This window comes from Enterobacter cloacae complex sp. 394F7, assembly GCF_057320385.1.
Genome location: NZ_JBXWCS010000002.1, coordinates 288,344 through 310,543, shown reverse-complemented (window position 1 = coordinate 310,543; position 22,200 = coordinate 288,344). Strand labels below are relative to the sequence as shown.

The following is a 22,200-nucleotide window of genomic DNA, read 5'->3' as shown; positions in this document are numbered from 1 at the left end:
TGATCGGGGCCCGTGCGCGGGGAAGAAATTTGCGCTTCTTTAGCCCCGCCAGACATTTCCTGACGCCTGCTCGCTTACGCTGTGGAATATGTACACCGTTAAGTGAGGGAAACCATGTCTGGCTGGTTAAATCAATTGCAATCACTGTTAGGGCAGAAAACGTCGCCATCCGGCGAGCAGGGGCTGAGCAAACTGGTCCCCGGGGCGCTCGGCGGGCTGGCGGGCCTGCTGGTAGCGAATAAATCCTCGCGCAAGTTGCTGGCAAAATATGGCACCGGCGCGTTACTGGCCGGTGGCGGAGCCATTGCGGGCACGGTTCTGTGGAACAAATACAAGGACAGAGTACGAACCGCACATAGCGATGAACCCGATTATGGTCAGCACACGTCACCGTTGGATCTGCGCACTGAACGGCTGATCCTTGCGCTGGTTTTTGCCGCGAAAAGTGACGGGCATATCGACGATAAAGAACGGTCGGCGATTGAGCAGCAGCTGCGGGAGGCCGGTGTGGAAGAGCAGGGCAGAACGCTGGTGGCTCAGGCCATCGAACAGCCGCTGGATCCGCAGCGCCTTGCGCAAAGCGTAAAGAATGAGGAGGAGGCGCTTGAACTCTATTTCTTAAGCTGTGCCGCCATTGATATTGACCACTTTATGGAGCGCAGCTACCTCAATGCCCTCGGCGACGCGTTGAAGATCCCTCAGGACGTGCGCGACGGCATTGAGAAGGATATCAGGGAGCAAAAACAGGCGTTAGCGGGTTAACTGTCACCGTCGCGGTCATGTTTCGCTTGCATCATGCGCGTGTTTTGCCAACCTTATAGGGTGTAAAACTCAAAAGAAACATGACATGCCACCAAAAGCCCGACGTACTCCTTATGCGATCACCACGCATGGCGATACGCGCATTGACAACTATTACTGGCTCCGGGACGATTCGCGTTCCCGGCCAGAGGTGCTCGACTATTTGCACGCGGAAAATGACTATGGCCGCAAGGTCATGGCCAGCCAGCAGGCACTTCAGGATCAGTTGCTGAATGAAATGGTGCAGCGTATTCCCCAGCGCGATGTCTCCGCACCCTGGACCAAAAACGGCTATCGTTATCGCCATATCTACGAGCCCGGTAATGAATATCCCATCTACCAGCGTCAGTCGGTGTTAAGCGCCGAGTGGGATGAATGGGATATTTTGCTGGATGCCAACCAGCGTGCTGCCCACAGCGAGTTTTATACGCTGGGCGGCATGTCGGTCTCGCCCGATAACGCCATTATGGCGCTGGCGGAAGATTACCTCTCCCGGCGTCAGTACGGCCTGCGTTTTCGCAATCTGGAAACCGGTAACTGGTACCCGGAGATGATTGCGAACGTTTCGCCGGATTTTGTCTGGGCGAATGATTCTGAAACCGTCTATTACGTGAAGAAACATGCCTCCACGCTGCTGCCTTATCAGGTATGGCGTCATACCGTCGGCACCAGTGCGGATGATGACGAGCTGGTCTACGAAGAGAAAGATGAAACGTTCTATGTCAGTCTGCATAAAACGTCGTCACGCCACTATGTGATTATCTTCCTCGCCAGCGCAACCACCTCTGAAGTTCTGCTCCTGGATGCCGAGCTGCCTGATGCGCAGCCGCTCTGCTTCCTGCCGCGTCGTAAAGATCATGAGTACAGCCTGGATCACTTCCAGCACAGCTTTTACCTGCGCTCTAACCGCGAGGGCAAAAACTTTGGCCTCTATAAAACCAAAGTACGCGATGAACGGAAATGGGAAGTGCTCATTCCTGCGCGGGAACAGGTGATGCTGGAAGGATTTACCCTCTTTACCGACTGGCTGGTGGTGGAAGAGCGCCAGCGGGGGCTGACCAGCCTGCGGCAAATTAACCGCAAAACGCGGGAGGTCATCGGGATTGCGTTTGACGATCCGGCCTATGTTACGTGGATTGGGTTTAACCCCGAGCCGGAATCGTCCCGCTTGCGCTATGGCTACTCGTCAATGACCACGCCGGATACGCTGTTTGAGCTGGACATGGAGACCGGACAACGTCAGGTGCTTAAGCAGTCTGAGGTAAAAGGGTTTGATTCCGATAACTACCGAAGCGAACACCTGTGGGTCACCGCCCGGGATGGCGTTGAGGTGCCCGTCTCGCTCGTCTATCACAAGGCGCATTTCCAGAAAGGGAAAAACCCGATCCTGGTCTACGGGTATGGATCCTACGGCTCAAGCATGGATGCCGATTTCAGCAGCAGCAGATTAAGCCTGCTCGATCGTGGCTTTGTTTTCGCCATCGCTCATGTGCGCGGTGGTGGCGAGCTGGGCCAGCACTGGTACGAAGACGGGAAATTCCTGAAGAAGAAAAACACCTTTAACGACTATCTCGACGTCTGCGATGCGCTAATAGAGCAGGGCTATGGCGATCCGCAGCTCTGCTTTGGCATGGGCGGCAGTGCGGGAGGGCTGCTGATGGGGGCGGCCATTAACCAGCGTCCTGACCGCTTCAAAGGGGTCATCGCGCAGGTTCCGTTTGTCGACGTGGTGACCACGATGCTGGATGAGTCTATTCCGCTGACGACCGGTGAGTTTGAAGAGTGGGGGAATCCTCAGGACGAGATCTATTACCGCTACATGAAAGAGTACAGCCCGTACGATAACGTGGAAGCTAAAGCCTATCCGCACATGCTGGTGACCACCGGTCTGCACGATTCACAGGTGCAATACTGGGAGCCCGCAAAGTGGGTGGCGAAGCTACGTGAGCTGAAAACCGATAATAACCTGCTGCTACTCTGTACCGACATGGACTCCGGACACGGCGGGAAATCGGGACGATTCAAATCGTATGAAGGGGTCGCGCTGGAGTATGCCTTTTTGATTGGCCTGGCGCAGGAAACGCTGCCAGGCCGTGCCGGAAGTTAAGCTTCACCCAGATAGTGCTTGAGCGTTAAGCGAAGCTCCGGGCTCATTTTGTCGAGGTTGTTATACAGCCAGCGCAGGTAGCCCGGATCTTTATCGGCGATATCGGACACCGCTTTGCCGCGGTATTTGCCAAAGGTGAAGGTGGTCAGCAGCGCCGGTCGCCCGGTGATCGTCGCCATATCATCTGGCGTCCAGCCAGAGGTATTCATAATGTCTATGAGTAGCGCCGCGGTGATATAGCAGTCGTACAGGGCGCGGTGATGATGCAGCCCCTCGGGCGTTCTGACGCTGAGCTTACGCGATTTATACAGCGCCATATTGCTGTATTTGATCCCCGGCCACAGACGACGCGCCAGCTTCATGGTGCAAATCCATTCGCCGGGCATCTCGGGCAGTACCCGGCGGTCAAAGCTGGCGTTGTGCGCGACATACCACGGGCTACCGTAATAGTGCGGAATGACCTCTTCAATCCAGGGTTTATCCGCCACCATCGATTCTGTAATGCGATGAATGGCCATCGCCTGCGGGCTAATCGGGCGGTCGGGACGCACCAGATGGCTCATGGGATTGACGATTTTACCGTCAATGACGTCAACAGACGCCACTTCCACTATTCCGCCCTGAAGATCGCAAGTTTCGGTATCGATGACGCGCAGCATTGAACGCTCCTGAGCTAAAACGCTTAGCCTAAAGGAATGATATCGCCTTGCCAACCCTGTCGGCCCAGAGATCCGGTCAATAATAGTTCGCCCTTATCCGCACGGACAATCAGCTGGCCTTTTTCATCCCACAGCGCGCTACCGCCACGGGCGTTCGCCATTAACACGGCAATGGCATACCTGTGCGCGAAGCGCTGCAACGTGTTGATGGACTGGCGCCAGCGGGTATCGCCCACCGACTGACAGCTGGTGAATAGCATCGCCTGCGGATCCAGATTGGGGGAATCGGCATGCGTATCAACAATCGTCAGCTGTTTATCACCCGGCACCAGGCTGGCTCCGCTTCCCTGGGGGTAGCGCAGGATGCTGTGCCGGGACGGCGAAAACAGGGCGAGGCCCTTAACGCGCTGACCATTCAGATCAAGGGGCAGACCGGCAATGATGGTGATCCGGTAACGCTTTGCGGCGGCCAGCAAGGGGGCCAGCTGTGCGTCATCGGGTGGGGGAGGTAGGTCCGTCTTTCCCGGTCCTGTTAACGAGAGTTCAGGAAAGACCAGGAGATCGCACCGCTGTTGTGCCGCTTCCGCAACGAAACGGAGATGGTGCGCTACGTGGTCATTTACACTGTGATGCTGCCCGGCATACTGGGCGGCGGCAATATTCCATTGTGACATCGTGACTTCCTTATACACAGAGTCGCAGGATTTAAGAATACACCTAAACTAATCAGGGTTTTCTTATCCTGGCATATTCCGCGTAAGGAAGTGTAACGAGTCGTTAAGCTTATTTAACTTTAGGTTCGTACGGCAAACGAGAGAGATTGACCGACGCGAGTCGGTGCGCAATCAAACGTTCGCGGAACCAGTCACGCAGATGGGCGGGTTGTTCACGTTCCACCACCTCAGCCACGATTGGCATGTTGTAACGCTCTTTAAACGCGACACCTGCGGCAGCGAGATCGACATTCACTTTATCCATCTCGTCCTGAGGAAGGGCAGCCAGATTGATCTTCATTACCTTCTCCTTTTTATGCGGCGGCAACGTTACCGCGATTGCACGATGATGACAAGCGGAGGTGGGATGATCCTCGACTCGATTATTATACAGCGTTATTCTTTAGCATACAGGCATAACAAAAAGGAATGATTGCGATGGGTTTATCCGTTTCCCGCGCGGTATGCGCGCTGGCTTTTCTCTTCTCTTCCGTTACAGCGACCCCGGTGCTGGCGCATGCGCACCTCCAGCAGCAAATCCCGGCAGCCGATAGCCAGGTAATGGCTCCTCAGACGCTTACCCTGAATTTTTCCGAAGGCATTGAACCCGGATTCAGCGGTGTCGTGGTGAAGGATGCACAGGGGAACGTGGTTAAAACCGGTGATATACAGCGTGACGAGCAGAATAAGGCCCAGTTTAATGTTCCGCTGGAGCAGACGCTGGTGACCGGCACGTACCAGGTTGACTGGCATGTGGTCTCGGTAGATGGTCACAAAACCAAAGGCAGCTATCGCTTCAGCGTGAAATAATATGCTGGCCTTCATCTACGTGGGGTTGCGCTTTATCCATTTCGGCGCGCTGATGCTGATTTTTGGTAATGCGCTGTATAGCGTCTGGTTCGCGCCGTCTTCTTTGTACCGTCTGATGTCCTGTCGTTTTCAGGTGCAGCAGCAGATTGCGGCGCTGGTCAGTCTGACGTCAGCCATGCTGATGTTCATGATTCAGGCGGGGCTCATGGGTAACGGCTGGGCAGACGTGTTTAACCCGAACGTCTGGCAGAGCGTGCTGGCAACGCAGTTTGGTAGCGTGTGGCTGTGGCAAATTATCCTGGGCGCAATTGCGGCCTGTGTCGCCTGGCTTGCGCCCCAGAAAGGATCGCGCCTCTTGCTGCTCGCCATGGGGCAATTTGTCCTGCTGGCAGGCGTAGGGCATGCGGCAATGAACGACGGTGCAGCGGGGGCGTTACAGCGTATCAATCACGCTCTGCATCTGCTCTGTGCCGCCACCTGGGTTGGCGGTCTCCTGCCGCTGCTGTATTGCATGCATCTGGCGAAAGGGCGCTGGCGGGTTGCGGCAATTTACACCATGATGCGCTTCTCTCGCGTGGGGCATTATGCCGTAGCGGGGGTAGTGCTTACCGGCGCGATCAATGGGCTCTTTATTCTGGGCATTACGCTGCCCTGGCACACGGGCTACGTGCAACTATTGTTGTTCAAATGTGCGCTGGTGGCATTGATGGTGGTAATTGCGCTGGTGAATCGGTATTTTCTGGTGCCACGGTTTGGTGCCAACATCGGGCGCGAACAACAGATTTTTATCAGGATGACACTGGCAGAGGTGGTGCTGGGGGCGTTGGTGCTGGCAACAGTCAGCCTGTTCGCGACCTGGGAACCCTTTTGACAAGGTTAAAAAGCATATGAAAAAGACAGTACTTTCTCTCTTATTGTTGGCCTGCACGGGTAGCGCACTGGCGGCACCACAGGTTATTACCGTCAGCCGTTTTGAAGTGGGTAAGGATAAATGGGCGTTCAATCGTGAAGAGGTGATGCTGACCTGCCGTCCGGGTCATGCGCTGTATGCCATCAACCCAAGCACGCTGGTGCAATACCCGTTAAACGACGCGGCCGAACAGCAGGTCGCCAGCGGTAAGAGCAGCGGACAGCCCATCAGCGTTATCCAGATTGACGACCCGTCCAGCCCGGGGCAGAAAATGAGCCTGGCGCCGTTTATCGAACGGGCTGACAAGCTCTGCTAGCTTTCGGTTTCCAGTAAAAAAAACCGCAGTGGCTTGCGAAAGCACTGCGGTTTTTCATATTTATTGATGTTTTGACGCTTTTTTTCCGGCCGCTTTAGCTGTGGACTGGAAAACCTGGCGTCGTCATCTATTCTTAAAAGGCAAGGCGACTTAGCCTGCATTAATGCCAACTTTTAGCGCACGGCTCTCTCCCAAGAGCCATTTCCCTGGACCGAATACAGGAATCGTATTCGGTCTCTTTTTATCTGATTGAAAGTAACGACAAAATCCACTTATCGACTCTCTCAGAAGGGACACTTCCAGTGAACCGCCTTCAACCATACCACACTACGGCAGGCGGAAGTCCAGCCCTTTTTGACGGTTTTGTTAAATTTTTGTGTGTGGTTGGCAAAAGCAAGACGCAGGGTTAAAAGCGGGCGTTAATGGCCGTTTTAATTTCATCAAGCAGCTCAAAGCGGCGGCGATATTCTGCCCGTTTCTTACTGGCAATCTCGTCCAGGGATTTGCGCGCCATCTCAAGTGGCAACTGCCAGCAGAAGGTCGAGCGTTTCTTACCGTCCAGGGTTTCCCAAAACTCATCGTAGCTGGCGTGGAAATGACGGCCTTTGCTCAGGCGATAACGCAACGCGCGGAAAACATGGCCCTCATCACTGACGGCATAGATGGCGCGGATGTTTGACTGTGCGACCAGCTGGAAAATCACTTCCATCAGTACGCGTTTTGGGAACAGACCGTGGCAGGCGCGGGTAGCCTGTTTTATCACATCGCGCGTGACGCCACGGCGAGGCCCCTGAAGACCGCCGATCACCAGTACCCGTTGTCCCGCGCTGTGCGCAACAGTGAAGGTCAGGCTTGCGAGCAAGGTATTCTCGTCATCGCGCAGCCACAGTGTGCTTTCACCTTCGCGCTCGGCTTTGTGAGCGGAGGAGGCGTTGACGGTATAGAGCACCTCATTTTTAGCCCTGAACTGCACGACAGGCTGCTCCTGAGAGCTGGTCAGTGCATGGGCGAGTAGGGGGTCTTTCAGACCATCAATCCAGTGGTAGTGGCTGACGATCGCGTCAGCACGGTCGCCGGCATTCAGGCTGCGCATCAAGTACTGGCGGTGGGTTTTACTGGGTAACGTGATTTGCGCGGCCAGCAGTCGATCAAAGTCATCCCGGCCAGAGAGTGCCTCAAGCATGCGTCGGGTAGAAGACCAGAACAGAAGCGAGCGTAACAGGAATTTCAGCCGATACTCACGCTTTTTCCAGATGGGGCCCGGAACGCATCTTCCGTTGACCAGGTCGGAAATAATATGTGTACGATGCGGATAGAGCACATCGTTATGCAGGTGAGTATTGGACACGTTGAAACCTCTCTTTTATTTAGCGCTTATTTTAAAGGCCCGATAAAAAGGGATTAATAGCGCGGGAAGGTTTATTTCCGTTTGGTTTAGCGTTTGTTTGGCTTTGTGATGCCCGGCGCTGATATTTGCATTTTCTGATGCAGCTATACTTATTCAGGGAGGCCTTATGTATCAGCGAATCGATGGTGGAAAGTGGCGTCACGTCTGGGTTGTGAGCGATATACACGGTTGCTATCAGTGGCTCTTGGACGAACTGAAACGCCGCCGTTTTAATCCTTATGAGGATTTGCTGATTTCCGTTGGGGATTTGATTGATCGTGGCCCTGACAGCGTTAAGTGTCTGCAACTGATCAATGAAAAATGGTTTCGCGCAGTCCGGGGGAACCATGAGCAAATGGCAATCGACAGCGTGGAAAATAACGACTTTGCGCTCTGGTTGATGAATGGTGGAAGCTGGTTCTCGCAGCTTGATGATTCGCAACAGCAGCAGGCGCTGACCCTGTTAGAAGCGAGCCGACAGTTGCCGCTGATTATTGAGATAACCTGCACAAACGGCCTGAATGTCATTGCTCATGCTGACTATCCGGCAGCGGAATATCGCTGGCAGCAGCCGGTGAGCGCTGAGCGGGTGCTGTGGGATCGGGATCGGCTAATGGGGTTTATGGCAGGAAAAGGGCAGGGAATTCGCGGGGCGGATCACTTCTGGTTTGGTCATACGCCGCTGGATAAGCGATATGATTTTGACAACCTGCACTACATTGATACCGGCGCGGTGTTTGACGGCTATTTCACGCTGGCGCAGCTGCAGTAATAAATAACCCGCCTTCGGGCGGGTTCTCTCTGGTCAGGCAAGACGCATGACCCAGGCATCGGTTTTACTATCGTAATGCTCGCGGTAAAGGACGGAATGTTCGCCATCAAGGATTGCCGGAACGCTGGTGTCGGCATCCCAGGCATCCAGTTGCATACACAAATCCGGGTCGGATTTGCAGGGAATACTTAACGTTCGTTCGCCCTGGGTTTCGCCGCGCAACTCTGCGTCGTCGATTTCAAAAGCGCCAATTCGCACGCTGGTTTTCGTCATAATGCTCTCCGGGTGTGTTGTCAAAATCTGGTATGACCAGTACAGCCATCCATTTTTGATCGTAGACAAGGAGAGCAAAATCGCCAGTAAAAAAGTGCGCTTTTTTTAGTCGGCGCGATCGTTACCGGTAAACAGGCGACCATCGCGCACCAGTTCGCGTGGATAGCTGTTTTTCAGACGCGAACCCACTTTCTTTGCCAGTCCCAGCGGGTATCCCTGGTACGTCACCACAACGTCATCCTGAGAAGGGGCCGTTTCCGGATACACATCGCGCCCCCGGTACCACTCTTCAGCTTCCTGATGCGTCAACGCGAAGGTGTTAGCCGTGCCGGCAAGGGCAATGACCGCCTCGTGCTGCCAGCGATAGCCCTTGTTATGCACCTCCGCCAGGCGGATCCCGATTCGGGAAAAACGAACTTTGCCGATAAGCGGTTCGATGTTCGCCGGGAAAAGCCAAATCTCTTTATCGCGCTGCCAGAGGTGAAGATCGTCATTCCAGTTCAGTCCGGCTTTGCGGGCTGCGGTGGTGACCTGCTCTGCTTCACGGCTCTTCAGCGGTGTGAAGGGGAAATTACCGACCTTAAATGTTGGCGCGGGCAGTGGTGCGATGGCGGCAGTTTTACGCAGACGGGCGACAAAAAAACCTTCGCAGTCATAAATCTGCGGGAATACGTGGAGGAAACCTTCCGGGGTGATGGCGTCTTCAGCAGAGGCAAATAAGTCATTCAGTGGCAGAAACTCAACCGCATCGGGGTATTGCGCTTTCAGCCACAGGCAGACCTCTTCGTTTTCATCACGGTTTAACGTGCAGGTGGAATAAACCAGCGTTCCGCCTGGACGAAGGGCATGAAACGCGCTGTCGATCAGTTCGCGCTGCGTTGCGGCAATGTCGAGGTTGCTTTCAACTGACCAGTTTTTTAGCGCATCGGGATCTTTGCGTACCACGCCTTCACCGGAGCAGGGAGCGTCCAGCAGTATGGCGTCAAACGCTTCCGGCAGGGCGGCGCCAAACACGCGTCCGTCGAAATGCGTCAGGGCAACATTCTGAATGCCGCAGCGGCTGATGTTGGCATGCAGCACCTTCACGCGGCTGGCTGAAAACTCATTGGCGAGAATGGCCCCGCGGTTAGCCATGCGGGCGGCAATCTGCGTGGTTTTTGAACCGGGTGCGGCAGCCACATCCATGACCCGTTCAGGCGCGTTGCCATCGGCAAACAGCGCAGCAACCGGCAGCATTGAGCTGGCTTCCTGAATATAAAACAGACCGCTCAAATGCTCGGCGGTGCTGCCCAGCGGCAGTGACGCTTCGTCCTCCCGTTCGATCCAGAAACCCTCTTCACACCACGGCACGGGCGTGAGCTGCCAGTGGTAAGGTGATACCAGCGCAAGGAAATCAGCGACGCTGATTTTCAGCGTGTTGACGCGAATACTCCGGCGTAACGGTCGCTGACAGGCGGCGATAAAATCGTCTAACGAGAGGTGAGAAGGAAGCGCCTCGCGCATCTGCGCCAGGAATTGTTCAGGAAGATATACGGAGTTTTGAGCCACGGGCACACCACAGGGAAAAGTTCAGGTGCGCAGTGTAACATAAAGGCTCCGGCGCGTTGACACCGGAGCCCTGAGATTAACGCGGCAGGGCGGTTCCCCACTCACGCCACTCTTTAGGTTCGCTTTCGAGCAGCAGGAAGTGTTTGCCCGGCTGTGCTTTCGGCGCCAGCGGTGTACCCGGCGGCGTGGCGAAAGCAATACCGCCGCGAATAAACTGGTTGAACGTACCGGTTTTCACCACGCCGCCCGTCAGGCCGAAGTCCAGCGAATAACCAGAGGCCAGCCAGAACACCGAGTTATTCCGCACCAGATGCTGGTAACGATCGCTGATGCGTAACGCCACCATCACGCGGTCGGAGAGCGTCCCGAGCGTCAGGCCGGTCACCGTTCCCACTTCAATACCGCGGAACAGAACTGGCGTGCCGATGTTAAGCGAGCCGGCTTCCGGTACCTCTACCACAATGCTCAGACCATCAAGATAGCGCGAGTCGGTGATGGTGGCTTCCTGCAGTTCAAAATCACGACGCGCGTTGCCACGGCCAGGCTCGACGTTGATATACGGCTGCAGGATGGTGTCGAGATGCTCGACGCCCGCGGCCGAGATCTGCGGCGTCACCACGGAGAAACGCGTGCCTGAACGGGCGAACGTCTGCACATATTCCGGATAAAGCACCGCGGTGGCCTGCACTTCATTGCGGGCGGTGATCAGCGTCAGCTTCTGGATCTGTCCGATATCAATGCCCAGGTAGCGGATAGGCATTCCTTCCGCCAGCTTCCCGGCATCAAAGGCGTGCAGGGTAATCTGCCCGCCAACCGCACGTGCAGCGGTTTCAGACGGGAAGAGGATACGCTTGTCACCCTTGCGCATATTGCCGCCCGCGCCGGGCAGATTATCGAAGCTGATCGCCCCGCGCAGCGCGCGAGAGAGCGGGGAGGCCTGCACGGTCAGCCCGCTACCGTTAAGCTGAACTTTTGCGCCACCTTCCGCCCAGAAGACGCTGTTCGGGGTAAGCAGTTTGCGATACTCCGGCTTGATGTGCAGTTCAATATCAAAGGCGTCTGCACGAGGGCGAACGGTAATGACCTCCCCAACTTCAAATTTGCGATACAGCACGACCGAGCCTGCCTGAACGTCCGGCAGCGTTTCCGCACTTAACGTCAGCGTGGTGGTCGGCAGATCGCTCATGCTGTTTTCAATCGCTTTATCCAGATTGGCATACAGCGGATAGCTGTCGCGGACGGGGCCTTTATTGCCCGGCAGGATGCGGATCCCGCCGTTCACCCACTCGCTCGCACTGGCTCCGAGGAATTCAACGCCGTCTAGCCCGACCTTCACGTCTACGCGGCTGTTAACCACGAATTTGCTGTCGCCATGCACCAGATTGCTGTATTGCGGATCGATTGCGGCGGAGAAGCTCACACCGTTTTCCGACAACGACCGCTCCAGCACCTGGCCTACCTGCACGCCGTGTAAGATCAGCGGCTGACCGGCTTCGATACCGTAACTTTCCGGCGCGTTCAGCGTAATGGTCACCACGCCGGGTTTTTGCAGCAGGGCTTTATCCGCCGGGGCAACCACAAAGGTATTGCTGGGCTGGCCTTCGCCGGGGATCAACTCGAAGGTACTGCCTGTCAGGAGGCTGCTGATGCTGGCATCACTCAGGGACAGTTTCGGGCTGCGCATTTCGATACGCGTTTTTTCGCGCAGAAGATCCACCACGCTTGGGTCAACCGTCATCTCCCCGGTTACGGAACCGCCCGGATTGAGCGTCATTTTGGTGAGCTGACCGACCTCAAGCCCCTGATACATCAGCGGCGTAGAACCGGCTTTTAATCCTTTGGCATCGGGCAGGGCAAGTTTGACGATCACGCCACGCTGGCTGTGCGCCAGGTCGGCATACAGACCGAACGTGTCATCTGCGGCGGCAGGGCTGGAATTTTCCGGGGAGTCAAAGGCAATGGCACCATTGACCAGCGCGGCCAGACTTTCAAGCTTCACTTTCGCACCGCTGAGGCTTAGGTCAGCGTCCACGCCGGAAACGTTCCAGAAACGGCTGCCTTTTTTCACCAGATTGGTAAAGCGACGCTCGATTAACACATCGATAGTCACCCCCTGCTTGTTGGGGTTGATGGCGTAATCGTACACCCGGCCCACCGGGATTTTACGGAAGTACACCAGCGAGCCGCTGTTGAGTGACCCTAAGTCCGGCGCCTGCAGGTGGATCATCAGATCCCCGTTATTGAGACGATATTTGGGCTGCGTATCAAGCGCCACAAAGTGATCCTGTGGCTCACCTTTACCCGGCATCATACCGATATAGTTCCCGCCAACCAGCGCATCCAGACCGGACACCCCGGCCAGAGAGGCCTTTGGCGTGACCAGCCAGAACTGTGTTTCGCTGCGCAGCGCGTCCTGCATATCGGATTTGATGCTGGCCCGCACCTGAATCTTATTCAGCCCTTTTCCAAGGGAGATATCCTGGACGGTACCGACTTCCACCCCCTGGAAACGCACCGGGGTACGTCCGGCCACAATGCCGTCGGCAGACTGGAAATCAATGGTGATGGTACTTCCGCGATCTTCATAGCTCGTCCAGATAAGCCAGCCTGCAATCATCAGGGCGATGACAGGCAGCAACCAGAATGGCGAAATGCGGCGTTTTGTTTTAATTCTCGCTTCAGTCGGCGAAGCGGGGGTTTCCTGACTCATGTGCATCCCAAAGTAAGCGGCTATCCAGCCATTCCACAGCAAGAATAGTCAATATCACCGCAGAGCCGAAATAAAAAGCTGCGGGTCCCATTGTAAAAGCAAGTAGCTGGTCGCGGTTAATCAGCGACATCATCAACGAAATCACGAACAGATCCAACATCGACCAGCGGCCAATCCAGGTAACGAAGCGCAGGAGCAGGATACGGGTACGTAAGCCTTGCTCACATTTAAAGTGAATACTGATGAGCAGGGTAAACATCACCACCACTTTGGTAAACGGCACCAGAATACTGGCGATAAACACAATTGCCGCCACGCCAATATTACTGTGCGCAAGGGAGATAATGCCCGAGAGGATGGTATCCTCCTGCCGCCCGCCATTCACGTAAATAATCGATATCGGCAACATGTTGGCAGGAAGCAGGAATATCAACGAGGCGATGAGGGCGGCCCAGCATTTTTGCAGGCTATTGTTGCGCCGCAGTCGCAAGGGAATATGGCAGCGTGGGCAGCGGCCGCGCGCATCGGGCAGCCCGGTGTAGTGGCAGCCCAGACAGACCCGGAGATTTTCGTCCGGGCGCGTGGCGGGGCGCTGCGGGTAAAATCGCTCCCAGAGCTGCTCAACGTTGAGATGGATCAGCGTCAGGATACTGAGCAATACCAGACAGATAAACGCAAAGAGACCGACACCCGGTTGCAGAAACGCGTAGTCCTGCACTTTTATGGAGGCCACGCCAACGCCCACCAGATAGATATCCAGCATCACCCACTCTTTGAGTTTATCGAGCATCAGCAACACCGGGCGCAGGTTCATGCCGAGTATATTACCGAACCAGAGATACGCAATGGCGGCGACCAGCACCAGCGGTGCACCAACGGTGCAGAAAAGCACCATGGCTGCAGTCACCGGATCGCCCTGGCGCGTCATCTGCCAGATCCCCTGCAGCACGTTGGCATCAATGCGCACGCCGAGCAGGTAGAGCTTCAGCAGCGGCTCGCTCCAGGCAAAGGGCATCAACAGCAGCATGGTGACCGCCATGGCGGCGAGACGGGTTAATGACCAGTCGCGGCCGTCACGAATTTTGGCGTCGCAGCGGGGACAAAAGGCGCTTTGATGCGATTTCATTTTCGGCAACATAAAAAGCGTATCGCACTGGGGGCAACGCTGATAATGTGCACGAGGCAAAGCTGCGCTTACCGTATGGACAGTTATCTTTTTTGTCGGCGTGATTTTGGTTGTTTTTAAGGCCATCAGTTGCGCACAAATAGGTATTGTTGAAAGTTATAATAACTCATGAATGGATTCATCTTGAGCATGAGCGCATTTAATGCTTATTTTAATAGGCTATGCGGTAATTTTGTAAGACAACTAAGTGATTGAAGAATGAACAAAACAGAATTCTACGCGGATCTGAACCGCGATTTTAAGGCATTGATGGCGGGTGAGACCAGCTTCTTAGCCACTCTGGCAAATACTAGCGCATTGCTGTTTGAACGTCTCTCTGACGTGAACTGGGCCGGTTTTTATCTTCTGGAAGGTGAAACGCTGGTGCTGGGGCCGTTTCAGGGCAAACTGGCCTGCGTGCGCATTCCGGTCGGCCGGGGCGTCTGCGGCACGGCAGTCGCCGAGAATCAGGTACAGCGTGTGGAAGATGTGCATGCGTTTGACGGGCACATTGCCTGTGATGCCGCCAGTAATTCTGAAATCGTGCTGCCGCTGGTGGTAAAAAATCAGATTATTGGCGTTCTGGACATCGACAGTACGGTCTTCAGTCGCTTTACAATCGAGGACGAACAGGGGCTGCGCGAGCTGGTGGCGAATCTGGAAAACGTTCTTGCAGCAACCGATTATCAAAAATTCTTTGCGAGCGTCGCAGGATAATCAACGGATAACGTAGCATTTACTGATAGCGTCATTATAATGACGCCTGTTCATGCCTGCGCTTGTTGGCAACGTCCGTTGTAATCAGGAAATTTCATGGAAAATCAACCTAAGTTGAATAGCAGTAAAGAAGTTATCGCATTTCTGGCCGAGCGTTTCCCACAGTGCTTCAGCGCTGAAGGCGAAGCTCGTCCCCTGAAAGTCGGTATTTTTCAGGATCTGGTAGCACGCGTTGAGGGGGAAATGAACCTCAGCAAAACTCAGCTGCGTTCCGCCTTACGTCTTTATACTTCGAGCTGGCGTTACCTGTACGGTATCAAACCGGGCGCGACTCGCGTGGATCTTGACGGCAACCCATGTGGTGAGCTGGACGAGCAGCACGTCGAGCATGCACGTAAGCAGCTTGAAGAAGCCAAAGCACGCGTTCAGGCACAACGTGCAGAACAGCAGGCGAAAAAACGTGAAGCCGCTGCGGCAAACGGCCAGGAAGAAGCGCCTCGTCGTGAGCGTAAACCGCGTCCTGCACCGCGTCGCAACGAAAATAACGATCGCAAACCGCGTGCTGACAAACCAGCAGCTAAAGCCCCGCGCGCGCCTCGTGAAGAGCAGCGCCACACTCCGGTTTCAGACATCAACGCCCTGAGCGTCGGTCAGGCACTGAAGGTAAAAGCGGGTAACAATGCAATGGACGCCACCGTTATGGAAATCACCAAAGATGGCGTTCGTGTACAGCTGACTTCTGGTATGTCAATGATTGTACGCGCAGAACACTTGTTGTTCTGAAACGGAGGCCAAGCCTGGCATGAACACTTTTTTTAAGCTCACCGCGCTGGCGGGCCTGTTTGCCATAACAGGTCATGCTTTCGCAGTGGACGATATTACGCGTGTTGATCAAATTCCGGTTCTCAAGGAAGAGACGCAGCACGCGACGGTGAGCGAGCGTGTGACGTCACGCTTCACCCGTTCGCACTATCGTCAGTTCGATCTCGATCAGGCCTTTTCGGCCAAAATCTTCGACCGCTATCTGAACTTGCTGGATTACAGCCATAACGTACTGCTCGCCAGCGATGTCGAGCAGTTCGCCAAACGTAAATCCGACGTCGGTGATGAGCTGCGTTCCGGCAAGCTGGATCTGTTCTACGATCTGTATAACCTGGCACAAAAGCGCCGCTTTGAACGTTATCAATATGCGCTGAAAGTGCTGGAACGTCCGATGGACTTCACCGGCAACGACACCTTTAATCTGGACCGCAGCAAAGCGCCCTGGCCGAAAGACGAAGCCGAGCTGAACGCCCTGTGGGACAGCAAAGTGAAGTACGACGAACTGAGCCTCAAGCTCACTGGCAAAGATGAGAAAGAGATCCGTGACACGCTGACGCGCCGTTACAAGTTTGCCATTCGTCGTCTGGCACAAACCAACAGCGAAGATGTTTTCTCGCTGGCAATGACTGCCTTTGCCCACGAAATCGACCCGCATACGAACTATCTCTCCCCGCGTAACACCGAACAGTTCAATACCGAAATGAGCCTGTCTCTGGAAGGTATCGGCGCGGTGCTGCAGATGGACGACGATTACACGGTGATCAACTCCATGGTTGCGGGTGGCCCGGCATCAAAAAGCAAAGCGATAAGCGTAGGCGATCGCATTGTCGGTGTAGGCCAAACCGGGCAGAACATGGTTGATGTCATCGGCTGGCGTCTGGACGATGTGGTTGCGCTGATCAAAGGTCCGAAAGGCAGCAAAGTTCGTCTTGAAATTCTGCCTGCCGGGAAAGGCACCAAAACCCGTATCGTAACCCTGACCCGCGAGCGTATTCGTCTTGAAGACCGCGCGGTGAAAATGTCGGTGAAAACCGTTGGTAAAGAGAAGGTGGGTGTACTTGATATCCCTGGCTTCTACGTAGGGCTGACCGATGACGTGAAAGTGCAGCTGCAGAAGCTTGAGAAGCAGAACGTCAGCAGCGTGATCATCGATCTGCGCAGCAACGGCGGTGGGGCGCTGACAGAAGCTGTCTCTCTGTCTGGCCTGTTTATCCCGTCTGGCCCGGTCGTGCAGGTGCGCGATAACAACGGTAAAGTGCGTGAAGATGCCGACAATGATGGCGTGGTTTACTACAAAGGCCCGCTGGTGGTGCTGGTCGATCGCTTCAGTGCGTCAGCGTCAGAAATCTTTGCCGCTGCAATGCAGGACTATGGTCGCGCGCTGATCGTGGGTGAGCCGACGTTCGGTAAAGGTACCGTCCAGCAGTATCGTTCTCTGAATCGTATTTACGATCAGATGCTGCGTCCGGAATGGCCTGCGCTGGGGTCTGTTCAGTACACCATTCAGAAATTCTATCGTGTGAACGGCGGCAGTACGCAGCGTAAGGGCGTGACGCCAGACATCATGATGCCGACAGGCACGGAAGAGACGGAAACCGGTGAGAAGTTTGAAGATAACGCGTTGCCGTGGGATAGCATCAATGCCGCGACTTACGTGAAAGCCGGTGATATGACCCAGTTTGGTCCGGAGCTACTGAAAGACCACAACGAACGCATCGCGAAAGATCCTGAATTCCAGTACATCATGAAGGACATTGCCCGCTTTAATGCCCTGAAAGAAAAACGGAATATTGTTTCTCTGAACTACGCTCAGCGTGAGAAAGAGAACAATGAGGATGACGCAACGCGTCTGGCGCGTATCAACGATCGCTTCAAACGTGAAGGTAAACCGTTGCTCAAGAAACTGGACGATCTGCCAAAAGATTACCAGGAGCCGGATCCGTACCTGGACGAGACGGTACATATCGCTCTTGACCTGGCGAAACTCGAAAAAGCCAGGCCCGCCGAGCAACCCGCTCCGGCAAAATAATCCCCAACAGGCACAAGAAATTGTGCCTGTTTCTTTTTGTTCTGCATCCTTCCGTCAGGCAGATTTCCAATTGTGTAAAGTTGTGTCTTTCTGGTGACTTACGCCCTTCGTATGCTTGAAAATAGCCACAATACCCATACGATGTGGGTAATCGCATAGTGCGTTTTGTTAAACTGAGGTTAAAAGAAAATTATGATGCGAATCGCGCTCTTCCTGCTCACCAACCTGGCGGTAATGGTGGTATTCGGGCTGGTGCTAAGCCTGACAGGAATTCAGTCGAGTAGCGTTCAGGGTCTGTTGATTATGGCGCTGCTGTTTGGTTTTGGTGGCTCTTTTATTTCACTTCTGATGTCGAAGTGGATGGCGCTGAAATCGGTAGGTGGTGAGGTCATTGAACAGCCGCGCAACGATATGGAGCAGTGGCTGATGAATACGGTGGCGCAGCAAGCTAAGCAGGCGGGGATCGCCATGCCGCAGGTTGCCATTTACCATGCGCCGGACATCAATGCCTTTGCTACGGGTGCCCGTCGCGATGCGTCGCTGGTTGCCGTAAGTACCGGGCTGCTGCAGAACATGAGCCGTGACGAAGCCGAAGCGGTTATCGCGCACGAAATCAGCCATATTGCGAACGGTGACATGGTAACCATGACGCTGATTCAGGGCGTGGTGAACACCTTTGTGATCTTTATTTCCCGTATTCTGGCGCAGATTGCCGCTGGCTTTATGGGTGGAAACCGCGATGAAGGTGAAGAGAGCAACGGTAACCCGCTGATCTACTTCGCGGTATCGATGGTTCTGGAGCTGGTGTTCGGCATTCTGGCCAGCATCATCACCATGTGGTTCTCCCGTCACCGTGAATTCCACGCGGATGCCGGCTCTGCGAAACTGGTAGGTCGTGAGAAGATGATTGCTGCCCTGCAGCGTCTGAAAACCAGCTACGAGCCGCAGGAAGCGAACAGCATGATGGCATTCTGCATCAACGGTAAATCAAAATCGTTGAGCGAGCTGTTTATGTCTCACCCGCCGCTGGATAAACGTATTGAAGCGCTGCGTAGCGGGGAATACCTGAAGTAACGCTGAAGATGCAGTCTGAGCCGGGCGGAGGTAACTCCGCCCGGCTTTTTTATGCCTGTACGCTTGGCTGTGTGACGCGCAGGCCGCTGACGATCGCGGCAAGGGTGGCAAGTGCGCCTGCGGTGAGGAGTGCAAGGTGATTACCATACTGCCCGGCGAGGTTGAACATCAGGGCGACCAGCGCCGCACCGGTGCTTTGCCCCAGCAGGCGCGCGGTACCCAACATGCCACTGGCTCCTCCACTGCGGTGGCGCGGTGCGGAGGTGATAATGGTGTGGTTGTTCGGCGACTGGAACAGGCCAAAACCGGCACCGCAGAGGATCATACGCCAGATAATATCCAGATCCGTAGGTTGCGAGGGAAGCAGCGCCAGCGCAAACAGACCCGCCGCCATGACCGCCAGCCCCAGCGCGCCCAGTAATCCGGCATGCACGCGCTCTATGAGATAACCTGCCAGCGGTGCCATCACCATCGTTGCCAGCGGCCATGGGGTCAGCAGCAGTCCAGTCTCTACTTCCGAACGTCCTATTACGCTCTGCAGGAAAAAGGGCAGAGAGACGAGGGCGAGCATCTGGGCGCAGAACGAACAGATGGAGGTGCATATTGAGAGCGAAAAAAGTGGAATACGCAGCAGATCCACCGGCAGTAACGGCACAGGCAAAGCGAGCTGGCGGCGAACAAAGAAGTAGCCAATGATCAGCAGAGCAGCAACCTCTGCGACGGTCAGCAGGAGTGATTGACCCTGCGCAAAGCCGCTCAGAGCCGTAATCAGCAGGCCAAAGGTCAGCGCATTCATCACCGCACTGGCGATATCAAAACGAGGCATGGTGCTTTTGGGGCCGTTCCCCGGCAGATAGCGCAAGGCAAAGAAAATGGCCACCATACCCAGCGGCACATTGATGGCGAACAGCCATTGCCATGAGGCGACAGACAGTATAGCCGCCGCAATGGTGGGCCCGGCGGCCGAGGATACCGCCACAATAAAGGAGTTTATTCCCATTCCGCGCCCCAAATGGCGCTGAGGATAAATTAAGCGAATCAACGCGGTATTAACGCTCATCAACGCCGCGCCGCCAAAACCCTGCGCAATGCGGGCCAGCGTCAGCATATGCAGTGAATCAGAGAGGGCGCAGAACAGGGAGGTTAAGGTAAACACAGCCAGACCGCACTGATACACCCGCCGGTAGCCAAACATATCGCCCAGAAACGAAAACGAGAGCAGTGAAATCACGATCGCTATCTGATAAGCGTTAACAATCCAGATTGAGCTGGCGGGTGAGGCATGCAGATCGCTGGCAATGGTGGGCAGGGCAACATTGGCAATCGCGCCGTCGAGCACGGCCATTGAAATACCGATGATAATCGTAGCGATAGCGCCATACCGCTGGGGTAAAGGCAGGCCATCGGACAGTTTTTTTTCCATGTGGGATGAATAGCTCAGTGTGAAATTATTCTCAGGGTAACTATTTTAGCACTGTTACAACCGCTTTATGTCGCAGATTTGTAACGAAGTAAACGCGGATTGATTGCAGCAGGCATGACGGGAATTTATAATAAAAACCGGTTCTGATTTTTATAAAACACTCTCTATGAGGTGATGAATGGCAATTGCAGATTTGGATAAACAACCCGATTCTGTTTCTTCCGTGCTGAAGGTGTTTGGCATCCTGCAGGCGCTCGGAGAAGAGCGTGAAATTGGTATTACAGAATTGTCGCAGCGTGTGATGATGTCGAAAAGCACCGTTTATCGCTTTTTGCAAACCATGAAGTCACTGGGGTATGTCGCGCAGGAAGGCGAGTCTGAAAAATATTCTCTGACGCTGAAACTGTTCGAATTAGGTGCCCGTGCGCTGCAAAACGTTGACCTGGTGCGTAGTGCAGATATCCAGATGCGTGAGCTCTCTCGTCTGACCAAAGAAACCATTCACCTGGGTGCTCTGGATGAAGACAGCATTGTTTACATCCATAAAATTGACTCAATGTATAACCTGCGCATGTACTCTCGCATTGGGCGTCGCAATCCGTTATACAGCACGGCTATCGGCAAAGTTCTGCTGGCCTGGCGTGACCGTGAAGAAGTGAAGCAGATTCTGGATGGGGTGGAGTACAAACGCAGTACCCAGCGTACCATCACCAGCACGGACGAACTGCTGACGGTGCTTGATAAGGTACGTGAGCAGGGCTACGGCGAAGATAACGAAGAGCAGGAAGAAGGGCTGCGCTGCATTGGTGTGCCGGTATTTGACCGCTTTGGTGTGGTGATTGCGGGCTTGAGTATCTCCTTCCCGACGCTGCGCTTCTCAGAAGAGCGTCTGCATGAGTATGTTGCTATTCTTCATACCGCCGCGCGTAAGATTTCTGAGCAGATGGGCTATAACGCGTATCCGTTTTAACCCCCTCTCAGCATGAAAAAACGCCGCAGACATTGCGGCGTTTTTTATCGGTCGTAAAAAAGGGTAATTAACCGTTATCAATGACGACGGAAGTTTTACGCAGGACCGGGCAGTTGGTTAACCCGATGATCCCGCTATCAGAATGCAGGTACTGGGCGGTGCTCATTCCCTGGGCAGTCAGGTATTTACACTGGATACCTAATCCAGCAGCGTTTTCGGTGCTCCCCACAAGCACGCCATATCCGGTTAATAAAAGGCCAATCCATACTACGGCCAGTGCAATAATTGTTCGAATGATTAAATGCATCATTGCCTCTTTATCTTTGTTGTCATGCCTCAAGACTAAACGGTTTACTCTATGAAACAAGTGCATGATTCTGAAAAGGGCTTACAGGCGTTACAGTTAGTCCTTGTTTAAGATAACCGTGATAACCTGTATGCAACAGGTGTTAAGACGGAGTGTGGAGTGAAAAAAATACGCTGGGTAATTCTGGTTATCGTGCTGATTGCATGCGTGGTGTTGTGGACGCAGACGATCAATGTGATGTGCGATCAGGATGTACAGTTTTTTAGCGGCGTTTGCGCAATCAATAAGTTTATTCCGTGGTAACAGGCATTTTTTCTTAAGGTGATTTCCTTCCTTCGCGCCAGTGGTAAAATGCGTGTTTTTATTGAGGTGGTGAAATGGGTGAGTTACTGAATTCAGGGCTGCTGAATATGGCATCCCTGATGGTTTCTGTCGTTGTTTTGCTGGTGGGACTTGTCATCTGGTTTTTCGTGAACCGTGCGAGCTCCCGGACGAACGAGCAGATCGAACTGCTGGAAGCGCTGCTCGATCAGCAAAAGCGTCAGAATGCGCTGTTACGCCGTCTGTGTGAGGCTAACGAACCGGAAGAGAAAGAAACGGCGAAAGAGGCTGCTGCGGAAGAGAGCGACGACAAAGACGATTTTATCCGTCTGGTGGCAGAGCGTTAATCTTTCTGACCTGGGAGGT

At 54.4% G+C, this 22,200-nt stretch carries 23 protein-coding genes; 13 read left to right on the top strand and 10 right to left on the bottom strand.

Annotated features, from left to right (window positions below; genetic code table 11):
• Nucleotides 1-114 precede the first annotated feature (114 nt).
• Together AC2FAK_RS03940 and ptrB are read left to right on the top strand one after the other, a co-directional pair.
• Entirely contained in the window at nucleotides 115-762 is a 648-nt protein-coding gene (locus AC2FAK_RS03940; protein WP_020690815.1) for a tellurite resistance TerB family protein, read from the top strand.
• Nucleotides 763-847: 85 nt separating this feature from the next.
• Entirely contained in the window at nucleotides 848-2,908 is a 2,061-nt protein-coding gene (gene ptrB, locus AC2FAK_RS03935) for an oligopeptidase B (RefSeq protein WP_020690816.1), read from the top strand.
• On the opposite strand, the gene exoX is transcribed toward ptrB, so the two are convergent.
• The 3 genes from exoX to AC2FAK_RS03920 all read right to left on the bottom strand — a co-directional run bounded on the left by exoX (nucleotide 2,905) and on the right by AC2FAK_RS03920 (nucleotide 4,581).
• Entirely contained in the window at nucleotides 2,905-3,567 is a 663-nt protein-coding gene (gene exoX / locus AC2FAK_RS03930; RefSeq protein ID WP_013096100.1) for an exodeoxyribonuclease X, read from the bottom strand. The two genes, ptrB and exoX, sit on opposite strands and share 4 nt — an antisense overlap.
• A 23-nt stretch (nucleotides 3,568-3,590) precedes the next feature.
• Nucleotides 3,591-4,241 carry a carbon-nitrogen hydrolase family protein gene (locus AC2FAK_RS03925; RefSeq protein WP_095454552.1) on the bottom strand — a complete coding sequence of 217 codons (651 nt, stop codon included), beginning with the start codon at nucleotides 4,239-4,241 and terminating at the stop codon, nucleotides 3,591-3,593.
• A gap of 109 nt (nucleotides 4,242-4,350) precedes the next feature.
• Entirely contained in the window at nucleotides 4,351-4,581 is a 231-nt protein-coding gene (locus tag AC2FAK_RS03920; RefSeq protein ID WP_013096102.1) for a DNA polymerase III subunit theta, read from the bottom strand.
• 137 nt (nucleotides 4,582-4,718) lie between these two features.
• On the opposite strand from AC2FAK_RS03920, the gene yobA reads away from it, so the two are divergent.
• Genes yobA through AC2FAK_RS03905 form a run of 3 tightly spaced genes read left to right on the top strand, consistent with a single transcriptional unit; the run spans nucleotide 4,719 to nucleotide 6,316 of the window.
• Complete coding sequence (yobA, locus tag AC2FAK_RS03915; RefSeq protein WP_095454551.1) at nucleotides 4,719-5,090, top strand: CopC domain-containing protein YobA; 372 nt, start codon at nucleotides 4,719-4,721, stop codon at nucleotides 5,088-5,090.
• Nucleotide 5,091: 1 nt separating this feature from the next.
• Complete coding sequence (gene copD / locus AC2FAK_RS03910; RefSeq protein WP_095454550.1) at nucleotides 5,092-5,961, top strand: copper homeostasis membrane protein CopD; 870 nt, start codon at nucleotides 5,092-5,094, stop codon at nucleotides 5,959-5,961.
• 16 nt (nucleotides 5,962-5,977) lie between these two features.
• Complete coding sequence (locus AC2FAK_RS03905; protein WP_013096105.1) at nucleotides 5,978-6,316, top strand: YebY family protein; 339 nt, start codon at nucleotides 5,978-5,980, stop codon at nucleotides 6,314-6,316.
• Between the two features lie 406 nt (nucleotides 6,317-6,722).
• On the opposite strand, the gene AC2FAK_RS03900 is transcribed toward AC2FAK_RS03905, so the two are convergent.
• The gene (locus tag AC2FAK_RS03900) at nucleotides 6,723-7,664 is read right to left on the bottom strand and encodes a VirK/YbjX family protein (RefSeq protein WP_095454549.1); all 942 of its coding nucleotides are present in this window, start codon (nucleotides 7,662-7,664) and stop codon (nucleotides 6,723-6,725) included.
• A gap of 166 nt (nucleotides 7,665-7,830) precedes the next feature.
• Here AC2FAK_RS03900 and pphA point away from each other — a divergent pair, with 166 nt between their 5' ends.
• On the top strand, nucleotides 7,831-8,475 hold the full coding sequence (gene pphA, locus AC2FAK_RS03895) for a protein-serine/threonine phosphatase (RefSeq protein WP_095454548.1): 645 nt from the start codon (nucleotides 7,831-7,833) through the stop codon (nucleotides 8,473-8,475).
• 33 nt (nucleotides 8,476-8,508) lie between these two features.
• On the opposite strand, the gene AC2FAK_RS03890 is transcribed toward pphA, so the two are convergent.
• The 4 genes from AC2FAK_RS03890 to yebS form a co-directional block, all read right to left on the bottom strand.
• A complete protein-coding gene (locus AC2FAK_RS03890) occupies nucleotides 8,509-8,748 on the bottom strand; it encodes a YebV family protein (RefSeq protein ID WP_013096113.1) in 240 nt (79 codons plus the stop codon).
• A gap of 105 nt (nucleotides 8,749-8,853) precedes the next feature.
• The gene (gene rsmF, locus AC2FAK_RS03885; protein WP_038984486.1) at nucleotides 8,854-10,296 is read right to left on the bottom strand and encodes a 16S rRNA (cytosine(1407)-C(5))-methyltransferase RsmF; all 1,443 of its coding nucleotides are present in this window, start codon (nucleotides 10,294-10,296) and stop codon (nucleotides 8,854-8,856) included.
• A 76-nt stretch (nucleotides 10,297-10,372) separates the two neighbouring features.
• Nucleotides 10,373-13,006 carry a PqiB family protein gene (locus tag AC2FAK_RS03880; protein ID WP_170942730.1) on the bottom strand — a complete coding sequence of 878 codons (2,634 nt, stop codon included), beginning with the start codon at nucleotides 13,004-13,006 and terminating at the stop codon, nucleotides 10,373-10,375.
• On the bottom strand, nucleotides 12,975-14,258 hold the full coding sequence (gene yebS, locus AC2FAK_RS03875) for a membrane integrity lipid transport subunit YebS (RefSeq protein WP_038984489.1): 1,284 nt from the start codon (nucleotides 14,256-14,258) through the stop codon (nucleotides 12,975-12,977). The genes AC2FAK_RS03880 and yebS overlap by 32 nt, the downstream gene beginning before the upstream one ends.
• Before the next feature lie 132 nt (nucleotides 14,259-14,390).
• Here yebS and AC2FAK_RS03870 point away from each other — a divergent pair, with 132 nt between their 5' ends.
• The 4 genes from AC2FAK_RS03870 (at nucleotide 14,391) to htpX (ending at nucleotide 18,813) form a co-directional block, all read left to right on the top strand.
• Nucleotides 14,391-14,888, top strand: a complete 498-nt coding sequence (locus AC2FAK_RS03870; protein WP_013096117.1) for a GAF domain-containing protein — start codon at nucleotides 14,391-14,393, stop codon at nucleotides 14,886-14,888.
• A gap of 96 nt (nucleotides 14,889-14,984) precedes the next feature.
• Nucleotides 14,985-15,671, top strand: coding sequence for an RNA chaperone ProQ (proQ, locus tag AC2FAK_RS03865; RefSeq protein ID WP_023620460.1), 687 nt, complete (start codon nucleotides 14,985-14,987; stop codon nucleotides 15,669-15,671).
• Between the two features lie 19 nt (nucleotides 15,672-15,690).
• Nucleotides 15,691-17,739 carry a carboxy terminal-processing peptidase gene (gene prc, locus AC2FAK_RS03860; RefSeq protein WP_013096119.1) on the top strand — a complete coding sequence of 683 codons (2,049 nt, stop codon included), beginning with the start codon at nucleotides 15,691-15,693 and terminating at the stop codon, nucleotides 17,737-17,739.
• Between the two features lie 192 nt (nucleotides 17,740-17,931).
• Nucleotides 17,932-18,813, top strand: coding sequence for a protease HtpX (htpX, locus tag AC2FAK_RS03855; RefSeq protein ID WP_013096120.1), 882 nt, complete (start codon nucleotides 17,932-17,934; stop codon nucleotides 18,811-18,813).
• A gap of 49 nt (nucleotides 18,814-18,862) precedes the next feature.
• Here htpX and AC2FAK_RS03850 read toward each other — a convergent pair whose 3' ends face one another.
• Nucleotides 18,863-20,236 carry an MFS transporter gene (locus tag AC2FAK_RS03850; RefSeq protein WP_047023054.1) on the bottom strand — a complete coding sequence of 458 codons (1,374 nt, stop codon included), beginning with the start codon at nucleotides 20,234-20,236 and terminating at the stop codon, nucleotides 18,863-18,865.
• A 178-nt stretch (nucleotides 20,237-20,414) separates the two neighbouring features.
• Between AC2FAK_RS03850 and kdgR the strand changes: the two genes are divergently transcribed.
• Nucleotides 20,415-21,206: a DNA-binding transcriptional regulator KdgR gene (kdgR, locus tag AC2FAK_RS03845; RefSeq protein WP_013096122.1), complete on the top strand. Its 792-nt coding sequence runs from the start codon at nucleotides 20,415-20,417 to the stop codon at nucleotides 21,204-21,206.
• 67 nt (nucleotides 21,207-21,273) lie between these two features.
• Here kdgR and AC2FAK_RS03840 read toward each other — a convergent pair whose 3' ends face one another.
• Nucleotides 21,274-21,513 (bottom strand): YobH family protein, encoded by a 240-nt coding sequence (locus AC2FAK_RS03840; protein ID WP_013096123.1) that lies wholly within the window; start codon nucleotides 21,511-21,513, stop codon nucleotides 21,274-21,276.
• A gap of 159 nt (nucleotides 21,514-21,672) precedes the next feature.
• Here AC2FAK_RS03840 and mgrB point away from each other — a divergent pair, with 159 nt between their 5' ends.
• Together mgrB and AC2FAK_RS03830 are read left to right on the top strand one after the other, a co-directional pair.
• Nucleotides 21,673-21,816 (top strand): PhoP/PhoQ regulatory lipoprotein MgrB, encoded by a 144-nt coding sequence (gene mgrB, locus AC2FAK_RS03835; protein ID WP_013096124.1) that lies wholly within the window; start codon nucleotides 21,673-21,675, stop codon nucleotides 21,814-21,816.
• Nucleotides 21,817-21,890: 74 nt separating this feature from the next.
• Nucleotides 21,891-22,181: a YebO family protein gene (locus AC2FAK_RS03830; RefSeq protein ID WP_023620462.1), complete on the top strand. Its 291-nt coding sequence runs from the start codon at nucleotides 21,891-21,893 to the stop codon at nucleotides 22,179-22,181.
• The last annotated feature ends 19 nt before the right edge of the window (nucleotides 22,182-22,200 follow it).